Raw genomic sequence first — 15,173 nt, 5'->3', positions numbered from 1 at the left:
ACTATTTTAATCAATCTTTATTTCAAACCAACAAACATTGTAACATTAAAAGAAAGTTTGAACGCTCGTAAGTAAATCTAAAGGATAATATCCATTTAATTAAAAAATTACAAAAGAAGAAGGATAGGTGGGCAAAAATATGCTCCATCTATCCTTTTTTCTTCAATCTTCTCTAAAGGCTGTTTTCTCAAGGATTGTTGCTTCTGGTTTGGCTATCTTCTTTAACTAAAGCACTCCTATAGTTTAATAACCTGATTTACTGATTATATCTTCAGTTCTTCATATTTAACTACATAGATATAGTTTTTGTTGCAACTGTTTGTTGGAATGCCTGATCATGCTCAACAATAACCATTGTGGGATTAAATCTTTGAATAAGCTCTTCAATCTGCATGCGCGAATAAATATCAATAAAATTTAACGGTTCATCCCAAATATATAAATGAGCTTTTTCACATAAACTTTTGGCGATAAGCAGCTTTTTCTTTTGTCCACCAGAATAATGCGATATATCTTTCTCAAATTGAATTCGCTCAAAATCCATCTTACGTAGGATGGATTTAAATAACGTTTCATCAATCGCATGCTCTTCAATAAAGTCCGATAATAGCCCCTTCAAATGAGAAGTATCTTGTTGGACATAGGAAATAATGAGGCCTGAACCTAAATTTATTGAGCCTGTATGCTGTATTGGATTTCCTAGAATTAGTTTTAGGATACTACTTTTTCCGCTTCCATTCTTTCCATCAAGTACAATTCTGTCACCTTGTTCAACTTTAAAGCTAATTGGCTTATTTACTATTTGGTCATCGTACTTAACAGATACATCAGCCAAAACTATCAATTCATTTGACTTAAATTCCAATGGTTCTAACTTTAATTCCTCAGTTTTTTCCACATTTTTTAGCAGTTTTGACTTTTCTTCAATAGCTTTTTGTTGCCTTGATTCAATGTTCTTAGCTCTCTTCATCATCTTTGCCGCTTTATGTCCTACAAAACCTTTGTCTAACTTAGAACCCGAATTCGTTGTCCCATTTTTGGAAGCTTCCACTTGATTAGACCAACTTGCTGAACGCTTTGAAGACTGTTTTAATCGCCCTATGTCTTTTTGTAGACGCTGATTAGTTGCTTCTTCGTGTTCCTGCTGTCTATCAAAATTTACCTTCCAAGAAGAATAGTTACCACTTTGAACTTCAATATTTGCCTTATTTATAGATAAGATATGGTCGACGCATCCATCTAAAAAGATTCTGTCATGCGAAATTAAAATAAACCCTTTTTTCTTCTTTAAATAATCAGAAACAACCTTTCGTGCATCAGTGTCTAGATGATTGGTTGGCTCATCAATTAATAGAAATTGACCCTCAGTCAAAAAAAGCGCAGCAAGCAACACCTTTGTTTGCTCTCCATTTGATAATGTTTTAAAAGGTCGGTACATAACCTCGACGTCAACATCTAGATAGGATATTTCACGAAGATATTCCCAATCCTCTGCTTGTGGGCAAATTTCTTCAAAAATTTCATACGTATACTTGTTTTTATTCGCAACTGGATAGGGGAAATAATTAAATTCTACCGAAGAAATGATTTTCCCACTATACTCATAATTCCCTAATAATAAATTAAAGAATGTTGTTTTACCTCGACCATTTCTACCGATAAACCCGAGTTTCCAATCTGTATCTATTTGAAAGTTTACACCTTCAAAAATATTGTCAAAGCTACCTGGATAAGAAAAAGTTAAGTCTTGAACTTTTATCATTGACATGATAATTCCTCCTTTGTATATCAACACTTTTTATTTTTTATACAAAGTCGGTACATCCATCTATTCTAAATTTCTCCGTATAAGTTTGATGGATATTAACGACTTATACGGAGTATTACATGCGTAACAATAGTGTCTGAATCGGTCATTTTTCTCTCTCCTTTATTTATTAGATTCAAGTTACAGAAAAAGGTATCAATTTTTAACTATGAGAGAATAAAAAATCCCCCCAATTTGTAATTGGAAGGATTAGTCTTTCACTTATATTAAATAAGTTCTTTTTTGCCATTGGAATCATGACAAATAAAATGTAAACTGATTTATAAAAATGGACAGACTAATCCTATATTTTGTCGTTTGAAGTGATTCATTTCAAATAAAAATATAGTTTAGTTAATCATTGTCCATCCATCAGTCCTCTCATAATTGTAATTTTATATTAACAAATTTTTTTACGAAATACAATTTTTAGCATTATCTTTACCTCAAATTACTGCTTATTGCTCTTTTGATAATTTCCATACAATTGACTACAAGCAGCATCTATATCAATTCCAAATTGACTTCTAATGGTCACATTAATACCTGATGATTTTAATTTTTTGTAAAAATTAACAACATGACCTTCATCAACTTCACTGAACCTTAAAGGAGAACTGACGGCTTCCTACTAAGGTAGCATCGCTAAGTTTATTGCGCTAAATTATTTAATTTTAGGCTGTTTTCGAAAAAATTGTTGTTATTCAACTAACGATGCAGGTTAGTTGAAGAGTGTTGTTAACTCTCACATAACAACATATCTATATTTTTCTATCATTAGTATTATTATTGGTTTCGCAACCACGATTAAGTACAATTAAATATGTGGGAAATTCAAACCGCGTTTAAAGAAAAACACACGTAGGGAGGATATAATGATTAAGAATAATTTTCTAGAGATGATTGAACAGTCAAATATTGAAAATCATAAAGAGTATTTATCTCAAGTATTGAGGCCAGCAATTGATATACTTAGGCTTACAGATGCCGAACCACGATTGGGCTGTAGTCGTTTTGGAGGAGCACCTGATTTACCAGTCGGTAGCGAATGGCCAACGTATGAGAAGAAGCCGTACCGCTTCCTTGGCCAGATCAATTTCACAGAAATCGCTTCAACTGAAAGAGGTCTGCCATCGAAAGGACTCCTAAGTCTCTTTGTAGTAGAAGATGATGATTATCTAGAGGCGTTTGAGGACGGATATATTCATGGTATCTATATTCCTGAAACAACGAATCTTGAGACGATGATGCCACCCCATTCAGATATTGGCAAGACCACAGTGATTGAGTTTCTCCCGACTATTGATATTCCTTATGACGAATACCAGTTGAAGGACTGGCCTTTCGATGAGGCTCAGAGCGACATATACACCGAAATCCGGGATTCTCTACATAAAAGTTCGGACTATCTTCTAGGCTACCCTTCGCATTCTACACTAGCATATGATCCAACGCCTGGAGCAGAATGGATCTCACTTTTAACAGTTGATTCGGATGATAGTCTTGAGTGGTGTTGGCATGACGGCGATAAATTAATGATATTTATTGAAATAGAACGACTGAAAAACTTGGACTTTAGTAGGCTAAAGTCTGATGCAGGCTAAAGAGCAATTGGGAAAAAGGAATTTGTGAAACATTTCACTTAAAGTAACGGAGTGCTTTAATTGAATAAGTACCCATAAAAATAATCAAGCCTGTAAGTATGGAATAAAGTAATATTTTATATGTATAGATTATTTTTTATATAATGTTATCTCAGTCGACAACTTTTTTAGCATGTAACAAACATTTGTTGATAAATAATAAAGTTGTATATTAAAGACATTTTTTATCATCATAAATGTTAAGGTGGTTTAAATATCGCAAAAAGAAATAGTGGATGGACAGATGTAGTTTTATAAAAAAGATTGATCATCATATGCTTTATTATAAAAATTATCGATATCGGTGGAACATAAAAAAGATGATTCCTATTCAATATAGGAATCATCTTCTAGTTGTGTAATCTCTTTTTTATTATGCTCTTTATTCCCTAGCTATTAATAAGAAGAATTAGATTGTTGTCCGTTCACAATGGCAATACCAGAGCTCGCTCCAATTCGTGTTGCTCCTGCTGCTACTAACGCTTCAACATCAGCAAGGTTACGTACACCACCAGAAGCTTTAACACCTAAATCAGGTCCAACCGTTTTACGCATTAATGCGATGTCAGCCACTGTAGCTCCACCAGTAGAGAAACCTGTTGATGTTTTCACGAAATCTGCTCCTGCTTTTACAGAAAGCTCGCAAGCACGTACTTTTTCTTCGTCCGTTAATAAGCATGTTTCAATAATTACTTTCGTTAACGCTTTTCCTTTAGCTGCCTCTACAACTGCTTGGATGTCTCTTAAAACAAGCTCATCATTCTTATCTTTAAGAGCACCAATATTGATAACCATATCGACTTCAGTTGCACCTTTTTCAATTGCATCCTTCGTTTCAAATGCTTTTGTTTCCGGAGTTGATGCACCTAGAGGGAATCCGATAACTGTACATACTTTTACTTCAGGAGTATCTTTTAAGATTTCATATGCTGTCGCAATTTGTCCTGGGTTCACACATACTGATGCAAAACGGTGTTCTTTTGCTTCTTTTGCTAATTGGATAACTGCTTCACGGCTAGCATCCGCCTTTAATAATGTGTGATCGATTAAACGTGCTACTTGCTCTTTGTTCATGTTATATTCCTCCATTTGGCTGATATTATCTATTTAAATTTGTTAATTAATGAATTTCTGCATGTACAAGGACAGGATTTTCTACTTTAGTAGGTGAAATGCTGTATGAAGCATAGATACGTTCCATTACATCCTCTACATTTTCACGATTGCTGTGAATTGTAACAATTGTATCGCCTTTTTTCACTTCATCACCGATTTTCTTATGAAGCATTAAACCAACTGCAAGATCGACAATTGATTCTTTTGTTGCACGTCCAGCGCCAAGAATCATCGCTGCTGTTCCAATACTATCAGCTTCAATTTCAGCTACAAAACCATCTTCTTTCGCTAATACTGGAATTTCGTATTTTGCAGCTACTAATTTTGACGGATCTTCAATAACAGAAGCATCGCCACCTTGCGCTGCAACGAATTCTTTAAATACCTCTAACGCCTTTCCATTCGCTATTACTTCTTCTAACATTTTACGTGCTTCTTCAATTGTTTCAGCATGTTTTGCTAAAACGACCATCTTGCTTCCTAAAGTTAAGCAAAGCTCTTCTAAATCTTTTGGTCCTTGTCCACGAAGAGTGTCAATAGCTTCTTTCACTTCTAAAGCATTTCCAATTGCAAATCCAAGTGGTTGATTCATATCAGAAATTACAGCCATTGTATCACGACCAACATTCTTTCCGATTTCAACCATTGCATGAGCAAGCTCTTTCGCACTTTCTACATCTTTCATAAATGCACCAGCACCCACTTTTACATCAAGTACGATTGCATCAGAACCAGAAGCGATTTTTTTACTCATAATAGAACTTGCCATTAACGGAATGGAATTTACTGTAGCAGTTACGTCTCTTAAACCATAGATTTTTTTATCTGCTGGTGTTAAATTTCCAGTTGGCCCAGTAACAGCAACTTTCACTTCATTTACTTGCTTAATAAATTGATCAGCTTCAATCTCTGATTGGAAGCCAGGAATAGCTTCAAATTTATCAACTGTTCCACCAGTGTGGCCAAGTCCGCGGCCAGAAAGCTTTGCAACTGGTACACCTACAGCTGCTACAAGAGGAGCTAGAACAATTGTCGTTGTATCACCAACACCGCCTGTGCTGTGCTTGTCCACTTTAATGCCCTCAATGGCAGACAAATCAATTTGATCACCCGATTCAACCATTGCCATTGTCATGTTAGCTGTTTCTTCAGCTGTCATTCCTTTAAAGAACACAGACATTAAAAAAGATGACATTTGATAATCAGGAATAGAACCATTTGTATAGCCATCGACGATAAAATAGATTTCTTGTTTAGTTAATTCGCCGCCATCGCGTTTTTTTTCAATTAAATCTACCATTCTCATAGAATCCAACTCCTATTTCTATTTGCATATTCTTCTGATTGTCTACCCATAAAAGGGGGAAATGGGTGTTATTAATTATACTTCGATAATACTATATCACTTTTGTGAACAAATGTAAAAATGATATTGAACTTTTGTAAATTGATTATTCTATATTAATCTTGTTGTTTTGATCGTACCTCAAGACCCGTCTTTACAAAATAAAGAATGAACACCGATAGTACAACAAGCCAAATCCTTTGAATCATAGCTTCTTCCCATATACCTATCAATGATAGTAGAGCAGGGAAAGTTAAAGTGACAAGAGATTGAATTAAGGTTACTTTTCCCACATAATCAGCAACTGGCTTTTTAGGAATGTTTAAGACATAAAATAAATACCATAAAAATGCCCACATTATCCAAGTAAGAGTCAGCACATAATTATGAAAGTGAATTGCAGAAACGAATGCATAAAAAATAGCGATCATCGTTCCCCATGCACAAAACCAACCAAGTCCACTTCCATCCATTCCTTTGTAAAATGTAAAAGACACGTATAAGAAAGTCAGACCAAATAAGAAGGTTGCAGTATGATTATAGATGGTCCAATGGTTTTGATCTGAAACCATAATAAGATATAGTGGAATAATAATTTGAAGAATCCCCACAAAAAAATTGAAAATTGCTACGCTCTTTGCCTCTGCCTTTCCACGTAGCATTAAGCTATTTAAAAATAAAACTGCCCCTGAGAGCAGTAGGCCTACATTAGCCATCACTTTTTTCCTCCATTTTCACCTTTATCCCGTATTTGCTATAAGGGAATCAAAAAAGAAGCAGTGATAACTATATAGCGACAACTGCTTCTTTTTCTAATTTAAATTAAATAACTAAACCTACAACTATAGCCGTTAAGATACTAACAAGTGTGGCTCCAAACAATAACTTTAAGCCAAAACGAGCTACTACATTCCCTTGCTTTTCACTCAAACCTTTAACTGCTCCGGAAATAATTCCGATGGATGAAAAGTTTGCGAAGGATACAAGGAATACGGAAATAATACCAAGTGTACGTGCACTCATAGACTCAGATACTTCTCCAAGGCTAATCATTGCTACGAATTCATTCGTTACTAATTTGGTAGCCATAATTCCACCAGCAGAAACTGCCTCTGCCCACGGTACACCCATAAGGAAAGCGATTGGAGCAAAAATGTAACCTAATATCCCTTGGAATGAAATACCGATTACCATATCAAATAGGGAATTGATTAAATCCATTAATGCTACAAATCCAATAAGCATCGCTCCAACAATAATGGCTACTTTAAATCCATCCATGATATATTCTCCGAGCATTTGGAAGAAGGTTTGTTTATCTTCATCTTCAATCGTTAAGATATCTTCACTTTCTTCCACTTTATATGGATTAATGATTGAAACAATGATAAATCCGCCGAACAAGTTCAACACAATCGCTGTTACAACATATTTTGGTTCAATCATCGTCATGTACGCACCAACGATTGCCATAGAAACCGTCGACATTGCAGAAGCGCATAATGTATACATTCGCTGTGGAGTAAGCATATCCAATTGTTTTTTCACAGTAATGAATACTTCAGATTGACCTACCATTGCTGAAGCAACAGCATTGTATGATTCTAATTTTCCCATGCCGTTTACCTTACTAATTAGTAAACCTACCCATTTCATGAAGAAAGGAAGAATTTTGAAATGCTGCAAGATTCCAATCAGTACCGATATAAACACGATTGGTAATAAAACATCTATAAAGAAGGGAGACTCACCTTTATTTGCTAAACCTCCAAAAACAAATGATATACCCGTATTTGCATAAGATAATAAATGGTCAAATACATTGGCTATACCTTTGATTAATACATAACCAAACTTTGTATTTAACAATAATGCTGCCAAGAGAAATTGGATAATCAGCATAAGAATTATATTTTTATATTTTATTTCTTTTCTATTTTTGCTAATTAATAGCGCTAAACCAAAAACAAGTAGCAATCCACAAAAAGATATTAAATATCTCATAAGCACCTCCATGAACATGTATCTTAATTTTTGGGGCGTTCGATGCCCACTAGTCTAGAAAGCCGTTCTTTCGCTCATCATGTTCCTATATCGATTTTCAAACAACAGCTGAGATTTTAACTAGTAAATTAATAGTCGGATGTCAGACGACATAATTTTGCACAAATGTACAGATTCGATATAATAAAACAACACTTTAAACGAAGAGATTCAAACTAATTTTCACTCTTGAAAACACTTACAATAATTATTCCAACTGTATTGCTATAATTAAAAAGTAATCGAACTCCAATAAGAAAGCGTTATCAACCCCCGTTAATTCTCACCTAATCAGTTAAGATCGTTTTTCTATATCACTATAACAGTTGGTTTACAATTTGTAAAATGTGAATTGAACTTTTGTTAAATGTAATTATTGACAGATTTATCAGTCTGTTAGTTACTCATTACTTCCAACTAAAAGAGCACAGCAGTCTAAACGACTGCTGTGCTCTTTTAGTTGTTATTTTCTTCTTTGTCAAGGAGGATTTTGGCCGTAAATGTATCTGTTATCAAAACATTACATAGCTTCGCCTTAATCGCTCCCCAGATTCCATCTACTTTTTTCAAACCACCTGCAACTAGAATAGATTGTTCTTTATGTTTTAAATCCTCTAGCTCAATGCCAATTGTTCTCGCATTCAGCTCTTCATTGCAAATATACCCTTCCTTATTAAAGAATCGAGAGGCTATATCACCTACCGAATGCTCTGATATAACCTTTTTATCTTCTTCGGTAAAGTAACCTAATTGAAGAAGGAGAGAATCTGTTTGAGGAACCCCTACAGTATAAACAGCAATATTTGCTTCTTTACCAATCGTTAGTATGCTGCGTATATGACGATCTGCTTCAATCGCTTGCTTTACCACAACATGGTCTACTAAAGCTGGCAAAGGTAGCTGATATAGTGTTGCATCAAATGCTTTTTCAAATGCGTGTAACGTTTCTGAAGCGTAGGTTTTCTTCTGTGAATGACTGACGCCACCTTTTAACTGTACAATCTTCACATCTCGAACTGATTTATGTTCCAAATGTTTTGCTACTTGATACAAAGTCGTACCCCAAGTAACACCAATCACATCTCCATCCTTAACAATACTGCTTATATAGTCTGCTGCAATTTTGCCTATTGCCTGCTTGACAATCTTCTCTTCATATATTGGGACCGCAGCAACGATTACCTTTTTTAAGCTAAACTTTTCTTCAAGTTCCGTTTCTAATACACGACAGTTTTCAGAAGGGTCCATGATTTTTATCTCAACTATGCCTTCCTCTTTGGCCTGTTGTAATAGCCTTGATACAGTCGGTCTAGATACTCCTAATTTCTTGGCAACTTCCATCTGGCTGAAGTCCATTTGATAATAAAGTTTAGCAGCTTCAACCATCTTTTTACTTTTTTCGTACTCCATTATATTCAGCCCTTTAAAATTCCATTTGTATTCATATTGTTACATACATTTATTTAGCCATGCAAGGGCAAAAATGTTTACCGTAAACACGGAAAAGTGGATTTTTTTATAAGATAAATCTTTAGTTTAAAATTAACCCACATATTTTGATTAATCTTTGTTCCAAATATGCGGGTTTCTTTTATATGATGAAATCAGCGTTTGCAACACACTTTTAATCAAGCTTTATCTTAATCCAATAGGTTTTTATTTTATTAGTAAACAGAATTGCTCTATTAAGAGCTGCTTTGGATGCTGGGAGAATTAAAGTTCCTATAGACATTAGAAATATATTAGACCATCGTTAAAATACAATTAAATATGAGAATTTTTCTTGCTATTTAGTCATTTAATATAGTAGGGGGAAATTAGTGCAAAACCCTAAAGGAGCTGATTAATTGATTGCCAATTTAGAGGACATAAAGGATTTAGCTTTCGTATTAATATTGATTTCTAGCATTATATATCGTAGACAGCTTAAATTAACAAAGTGGAAAAGAAAACTTTCTAAAGGCGAAATGACAATGTATATAGTTACTTCGATTGCACTACCTATTTACGGGATCCTTTATTTTATGTTTCTTTTGGGAACATAAAAAGCTCTAATCTATCCAGTATTTTATTTAAGTTTTTACTAAAAATATATAGCTTGTAGGATATTAAATTTATAGTTATTCAACTAGAAGATGTGTTGGTTCATGAAGAATTAATGCCTTACTGTTTTTTTGTACTAAAGGTCCCTTTACTTGAAGAAGAGGGATAAAAAGAAATCAAACTTTTTCATGAAACTGTAAACTAAATAATCCAAAAAGAAACCATTTTGATTAGTCGTTGTTCAAAATGGTTTCTTTCCATGTAATTATTGTTCATGATATAGCACAGCGACATTATGGCTTTCTAAAAACGCTAACCAATCTTCACTTGGCTTTGTATTTGTAAGTAAATAATCAATTTCTTCGAATTGGAACATGTGCACAAAGCCAACCTTATCAAATTTACTAGAATCCACGAGTAAAATTCTCTTTGTTGCCTGCTTGTTCATAGCCTGTTTTACATCACATTCAGGTTCATTAGAGTCGGTGATTCCATTCGTCATAGATACACCTTTGCAGCCAAATAAAGCAACATCTACGTTGTAGTTCTGTATCGTTTGACGTGCAACATTACCGTTAAGTGAGCTAGCTTTTGTACGTAATGTTCCTCCTGTTGAAATAATGGTGTGATCGGAATTGTTAAACTCCTGCAATACAATGACGGAGTTTGTAATGAGCGTTAGATGTTCTCGCTCTGTATTAAGTATTTTAAGTGCTTCAAAAACAGTTGAGCTTGAGTCTGTCATGATCGTGTCTCCATCTTTAATAAGTGGAAGGAGAAGATTGGCTAACTTGCTTTTGAGCTCAAGATTTCTTGTATTGCGTGTTTGATAAGGTAAGTCCTCGTGTGTTTGCGCGTTTAATACAGCGCCACCGTAATTTCGTGTAAGAATTCCCTCTTTTTCGAGCTTTTCTAAATCCCTACGAATGGTCTCTTCAGTTACGTCAAAGTCAACAGCAAGCTTTGATACGAGTACTTTTTTTTCCCTATGTAAATCTTGAATAATTTTCTCTCTGCGTTCAAATGCTTTCATCAGTAAAGCCACCTTTCCTCCCTATATTTTACCCGAAAATAAAGAGAAATAAAAAACAAAAAACAAAATAACAGAAAAAATCTTTGTTTCAAAAATTAATGTTACTATTTTTTGAACGATATAAATAAAAATAAAGATTTTTAAAGAAAAAATGTTGAATGTTCTTCTTTTAGATTGTATTATGATAGTGCAAACACAGATTACACATAACTCAGAGGAGTGTGATAGTAAAGTGACACATGTTGCAGTTGATATTGGAGCATCTAGTGGTCGCCTTGTATTAGGAGAACTATATGATCAAAAGCTCCAAATTAAAGAAGTACACAGATTTGCAAATGGATTTACCGAACAAGATGGAGTTTGTTATTGGGATATTGATCATCTCCAAACTGAAATCCTTAAAGGTTTAAAAGTTGTCAAATCATTAGGTTATGACGATTGTACAATTGGCATTGATACATGGGCAGTTGATTATGTATTAGTAGGTCATGATAGTAAGCGCTTACAAGAGGTCGTTGCTTATCGAGATTGTCGTACAGAGCATACCTTTGAAAAAGTAACAAAACAGATATCAAAAGAAACCATTTATTCTAAAACAGGTATTCAGTTTCAAAATTTCAATACCTTATATCAGTTATATGAGGAAAACAAAGAAAAACTAGCTGATACACAATATATTTTAATGGTACCTGATTACTTAGGGTATTGCTTAACAGGAAAAGCGGTAACAGAAGTAACAAATGCTTCATCCACACAAATGCTAAATGTGCATAGTCGAGATTTCGATGAAGATCTATTACAACTGTTAAATATTCCAAAAGATAAATTTGCTCCATTAACAGAGCCAGGAACAATACTGGGGACATTACAAAAAGATTGGTTCCCTGAGTATGACCTTCCTGATGCAAAAATTATTACAATTGCAACACATGATACAGCTTCAGCAGTGCTAGGTACGCCAGGAAGACAAGATCATTGGGCATTTTTAAGTAGTGGTACTTGGTCGTTGCTAGGAATAGAGTTAAAACAACCTGTTGTTTCGGAAACAGCTTTTGCTCATAACTACACAAATGAGTGGGGAGCATGTCAGACAACAAGATTCTTGAAAAATATAATTGGTATGTGGCTGATACAAGAAGTGAGAAGGTTATTCCCGAAAAACTACACATTTCCACAGTTTGTAGAAGAAGCAAGACAAGTGGATGGGTATGAACCTTACATTAACTTCAATGAATGTCGCTTCATGAATCCGGATAATATGATTGAAGAAATTCAGAACTATTGCAGAGAAACGAACCAGAAAGTTCCTGAAACAGCAGGTGAATTAGCTAGCTGCATTTATAAGAACTTAGCGATCATCTATGCGATTGCTATGGATGACTTAGAAGAAATAACTGGTGATACTATTGAGCGTCTTCACATCGTTGGTGGCGGGGCACATAATGAAATGCTAAATCAGTTAACAGCTGAAATCAGTGGTAGAACCGTTTATGCAGGACCAACTGAAGCAACAGCAATTGGTAATTTAGTCATGCAAATGATTGCGACAAAGGAATTGAGTGGTGTTGAAGAAGCTCGACAATTTATCCACGATTCTTTTGAAATAAAAGAATATCAACCAAAATCTACTAACCGCTTAGAAATAATTCAAAAATTCAAGGAGGTAACAACAAATGAATGAGAAAATCCAACAAAATTATGCGATGGCTAAAGAATTATATGAAAACCTTGGAGTAGACGTAGAGGCAGCATTAGAGAAGCTAAAAAATGTAAAAATCTCTATGCATTGCTGGCAAGGCGATGATGTCAGAGGATTCATCAATAAAGATCAGAATTTAACAGGCGGTATCTCTGTAACAGGAAACTACCCTGGCGTTGCTACTACACCTGAACAATTACGTGCGGATTTAGTGAAAGCGTATTCACTGATTCCTGGTAAACATAAATTAAATCTTCATGCGATTTATACAGATACAGACGAAAAAATTGACTTCGATGAAATTGAGCCTCGCCACTATGCGAAATGGGTGGAATGGGCAAAAGAACAAGGTTTAGGTCTAGATTTTAATCCAACTTGTTTCTCTCATCCAAAATCAGCTGATGGTTTTACATTAAGTCATCCTGATAAAGAAGTTCGAGATTTTTGGATCGAACATTGTAAGCGCTCTCGTAAAATCGGCGAATACTTTGGACGAGAACTTGGACAAACATGTGTAACAAATGTTTGGATTCCAGATGGCTACAAAGACAACCCAGTAGATCGACTAGCTCCTCGTAAACGTCTTCAAGAGTCATTAGATGAAGTGTTTGCAGAAGAGATTGATTCAGCATACAACGTAGACGCTGTGGAAAGTAAACTATTTGGTCTTGGTGCTGAAAGCTTTACAGTGGGATCTCACGAATTCTATATGGGATACGCTTTATCAAGAAACAAATTAATCTGTTTAGATGCAGGGCATTTCCACCCTACAGAAGTGGTATCTACTAAATTATCAGCAATGTCATTATTTACAGATGGCTTACTGCTTCATGTTAGCCGCCCAGTGCGTTGGGATAGCGATCATGTTGTGGCATTTGACGATGAATTACAGGCAATTGCTAGAGAGCTAGTTGTAAATGATATGTTGGGCACAACTCACATCGGTCTAGACTTCTTTGATGCAAGCATTAACCGTGTAGCTGCTTGGGTAATTGGTACGCGTAATATGTTGAAAGCATTATTAATGGCGATGCTTGAGCCAACAGAACATTTAAAAGAAATTGAGTTAAAAGGCGATTACACAACTCGTCTTGCATTAATGGAAGAATTAAAATCATATCCATTAGGCGCAATTTGGGATTACTACTGTGCAACTCAAAATGTACCAGTTCGTGAAGAATGGTTGGAAGAAGTAAAAACATATGAACAAGAAGTTTTATCAAAAAGAAATTAATAACCAGTATATGAGCTAATAAATAGGAGATAGGTGAAATTATGTACAAGGATATTTTAACAGCACCATTTCTTCAAGAAATGTGCGATACTACGGCAAATCTATACCGTTTAGGTTGGGATGAACGCAATGGCGGAAATATTAGTTACTTATTAAGCGAAGAAGAAGTAAAGAAATATTTAGATATTGCACATGTTGAACGTACAGTACCAATAGGCTTTGATGCAACTGCATTGATTGGTAAGTACTTCATTGTGACAGGGTCAGGTAAATATTTCAAAAATGTAAAGAGCAAACCAGCTGAAAGTCTGGGGGTAATACGTATTGCAGCTGATGGACGTAGCTACGAGTTACTGTGGGGATTTGAAGATGGCGGTGTAGCAACTAGTGAACTGCCAACGCATCTAATGAACCATATTCAACGCTTAGAAGTTGATCCAAATCACCGTATTATCATGCATTGTCATGCAACACATGTAATTGGTATGACATTCACACATAGTTTGGACGAAGTAGCGTTTACGAAAACTCTCTGGGAAATGTGCACAGAATGTATCGTTGTCTTCCCAGATGGTGTGGGCATTATCCCATGGATGGTTCCTGGAACAGATGCAATTGGTAAGGCATCAGCATTTAAGATGAAAGACATGCGTCTTGTGATTTGGCCGCATCATGGAATATTCGGTGCTGGTACAACAATGGATGAAACGTTTGGACTTATTGAAACGGCTGAGAAAGCAGCACAAGTGTATACGATTGTATGTGCACAAGGTGGTAAGAAACAAACGATTACTGATCAACAATTACAAGATCTAGCAGATGCATTTGGTGTTACACCACGTGAAGGCATACTTAACTAATACATCTAGGAGTGAACGAGCATGATTAGAAAAGCTAGTGTCATGAAGGTTTATAAAGATCAATATGAAGAATATAAACGTCGCCATGATGAGTTATGGCCAGAAATGGCAGAAGAACTGCGTAATCATGGATCACATAACTATTCTATCTTTTTGTTGGAAGAAACAGGTCAATTATTTGCATATGTAGAAATTGAAGACGAAGCAAAATGGGCTTCAATGGCAGATACAGAAATCTGTAAAAAATGGTGGGCTTATATGGAACCGTTAATGGAGACAAATCCTGATAATAGCCCAGTTGCTACTGATTTAAAAGAAGTGTTTTTCTTAAAATAATTATCTAGCATTCT

12 protein-coding genes and 1 pseudogene are annotated in these 15,173 nt (G+C 35.1%); 5 read left to right on the top strand and 8 right to left on the bottom strand.

Annotated elements, in window-relative coordinates; genetic code table 11:
* Window positions 1-289: 289 nt before the first annotated feature.
* A complete protein-coding gene (locus ACIQZG_RS06330) occupies window positions 290-1,768 on the bottom strand; it encodes an Lsa family ABC-F type ribosomal protection protein (protein WP_402754326.1) in 1,479 nt (492 codons plus the stop codon).
* Window positions 1,769-2,258: 490 nt separating this feature from the next.
* A pseudogene (locus tag ACIQZG_RS06325) lies at window positions 2,259-2,429 on the bottom strand (23S rRNA (adenine(2503)-C(8))-methyltransferase ClbB); the annotation flags it as partial.
* A 253-nt stretch (window positions 2,430-2,682) separates the two neighbouring features.
* Here ACIQZG_RS06325 and ACIQZG_RS06320 point away from each other — a divergent pair.
* On the top strand, window positions 2,683-3,411 hold the full coding sequence (locus ACIQZG_RS06320; protein WP_402754325.1) for a YwqG family protein: 729 nt from the start codon (window positions 2,683-2,685) through the stop codon (window positions 3,409-3,411).
* Window positions 3,412-3,846: 435 nt separating this feature from the next.
* On the opposite strand, the gene deoC is transcribed toward ACIQZG_RS06320, so the two are convergent.
* The 6 genes from deoC to ACIQZG_RS06285 all read right to left on the bottom strand — a co-directional run bounded on the left by deoC (window position 3,847) and on the right by ACIQZG_RS06285 (window position 11,030).
* A complete protein-coding gene (gene deoC, locus ACIQZG_RS06310; RefSeq protein ID WP_402754323.1) occupies window positions 3,847-4,524 on the bottom strand; it encodes a deoxyribose-phosphate aldolase in 678 nt (225 codons plus the stop codon).
* A gap of 46 nt (window positions 4,525-4,570) precedes the next feature.
* Window positions 4,571-5,872, bottom strand: a complete 1,302-nt coding sequence (locus tag ACIQZG_RS06305; protein ID WP_402754322.1) for a pyrimidine-nucleoside phosphorylase — start codon at window positions 5,870-5,872, stop codon at window positions 4,571-4,573.
* A 155-nt stretch (window positions 5,873-6,027) separates the two neighbouring features.
* Window positions 6,028-6,627, bottom strand: a complete 600-nt coding sequence (locus tag ACIQZG_RS06300; RefSeq protein ID WP_402754321.1) for an AmiS/UreI family transporter — start codon at window positions 6,625-6,627, stop codon at window positions 6,028-6,030.
* Between the two features lie 106 nt (window positions 6,628-6,733).
* Window positions 6,734-7,915, bottom strand: coding sequence for a NupC/NupG family nucleoside CNT transporter (locus ACIQZG_RS06295; protein ID WP_402754320.1), 1,182 nt, complete (start codon window positions 7,913-7,915; stop codon window positions 6,734-6,736).
* A gap of 495 nt (window positions 7,916-8,410) precedes the next feature.
* Complete coding sequence (locus ACIQZG_RS06290; RefSeq protein ID WP_402754319.1) at window positions 8,411-9,364, bottom strand: DNA-binding transcriptional repressor DeoR; 954 nt, start codon at window positions 9,362-9,364, stop codon at window positions 8,411-8,413.
* Between the two features lie 898 nt (window positions 9,365-10,262).
* Window positions 10,263-11,030, bottom strand: coding sequence for a DeoR/GlpR family DNA-binding transcription regulator (locus ACIQZG_RS06285; protein ID WP_402754318.1), 768 nt, complete (start codon window positions 11,028-11,030; stop codon window positions 10,263-10,265).
* Between the two features lie 232 nt (window positions 11,031-11,262).
* Here ACIQZG_RS06285 and rhaB point away from each other — a divergent pair, with 232 nt between their 5' ends.
* From rhaB to rhaM, 4 genes are read left to right on the top strand one after another with little or no spacing between them, the layout of a single operon-like run.
* On the top strand, window positions 11,263-12,711 hold the full coding sequence (rhaB, locus tag ACIQZG_RS06280; protein WP_402754350.1) for a rhamnulokinase: 1,449 nt from the start codon (window positions 11,263-11,265) through the stop codon (window positions 12,709-12,711).
* On the top strand, window positions 12,704-13,963 hold the full coding sequence (rhaA, locus tag ACIQZG_RS06275) for an L-rhamnose isomerase (RefSeq protein ID WP_402754317.1): 1,260 nt from the start codon (window positions 12,704-12,706) through the stop codon (window positions 13,961-13,963). The genes rhaB and rhaA overlap by 8 nt, the downstream gene beginning before the upstream one ends.
* 41 nt (window positions 13,964-14,004) lie before the next feature.
* Window positions 14,005-14,823 carry a rhamnulose-1-phosphate aldolase gene (gene rhaD, locus ACIQZG_RS06270; RefSeq protein WP_402754316.1) on the top strand — a complete coding sequence of 273 codons (819 nt, stop codon included), beginning with the start codon at window positions 14,005-14,007 and terminating at the stop codon, window positions 14,821-14,823.
* A 21-nt stretch (window positions 14,824-14,844) separates the two neighbouring features.
* On the top strand, window positions 14,845-15,159 hold the full coding sequence (rhaM, locus tag ACIQZG_RS06265; RefSeq protein WP_402754315.1) for an L-rhamnose mutarotase: 315 nt from the start codon (window positions 14,845-14,847) through the stop codon (window positions 15,157-15,159).
* Window positions 15,160-15,173 lie beyond the last annotated feature (14 nt).

The organism is Lysinibacillus sp. NPDC096418, assembly GCF_044762775.1.
GTDB lineage: Bacteria > Bacillota > Bacilli > Bacillales_A > Planococcaceae > Lysinibacillus.
The sequence above is the reverse complement of the archived record's forward strand: the minus strand, read 5'-3'. Positions and strand labels throughout refer to the sequence as shown.

Bases quoted from the DNA above. Each gene is read 5' to 3' on its own strand.
- ACIQZG_RS06330 (WP_402754326.1), bottom strand. From the start codon at position 1,768: ATGTCAATGATAAAAGTTCAAGACTTAACTTTTTCTTATCCAGGTAGC.
- ACIQZG_RS06320 (WP_402754325.1), top strand. From the start codon at position 2,683: ATGATTAAGAATAATTTTCTAGAGATGATTGAACAGTCAAATATTGAA.
- deoC (WP_402754323.1), bottom strand. From the start codon at position 4,524: ATGAACAAAGAGCAAGTAGCACGTTTAATCGATCACACATTATTAAAG.
- ACIQZG_RS06305 (WP_402754322.1), bottom strand. From the start codon at position 5,872: ATGAGAATGGTAGATTTAATTGAAAAAAAACGCGATGGCGGCGAATTA.
- ACIQZG_RS06300 (WP_402754321.1), bottom strand. From the start codon at position 6,627: ATGGCTAATGTAGGCCTACTGCTCTCAGGGGCAGTTTTATTTTTAAAT.
- ACIQZG_RS06295 (WP_402754320.1), bottom strand. From the start codon at position 7,915: ATGAGATATTTAATATCTTTTTGTGGATTGCTACTTGTTTTTGGTTTA.
- ACIQZG_RS06290 (WP_402754319.1), bottom strand. From the start codon at position 9,364: ATGGAGTACGAAAAAAGTAAAAAGATGGTTGAAGCTGCTAAACTTTAT.
- ACIQZG_RS06285 (WP_402754318.1), bottom strand. From the start codon at position 11,030: ATGAAAGCATTTGAACGCAGAGAGAAAATTATTCAAGATTTACATAGG.
- rhaA (WP_402754317.1), top strand. From the start codon at position 12,704: ATGAATGAGAAAATCCAACAAAATTATGCGATGGCTAAAGAATTATAT.
- rhaD (WP_402754316.1), top strand. From the start codon at position 14,005: ATGTACAAGGATATTTTAACAGCACCATTTCTTCAAGAAATGTGCGAT.
- rhaM (WP_402754315.1), top strand. From the start codon at position 14,845: ATGATTAGAAAAGCTAGTGTCATGAAGGTTTATAAAGATCAATATGAA.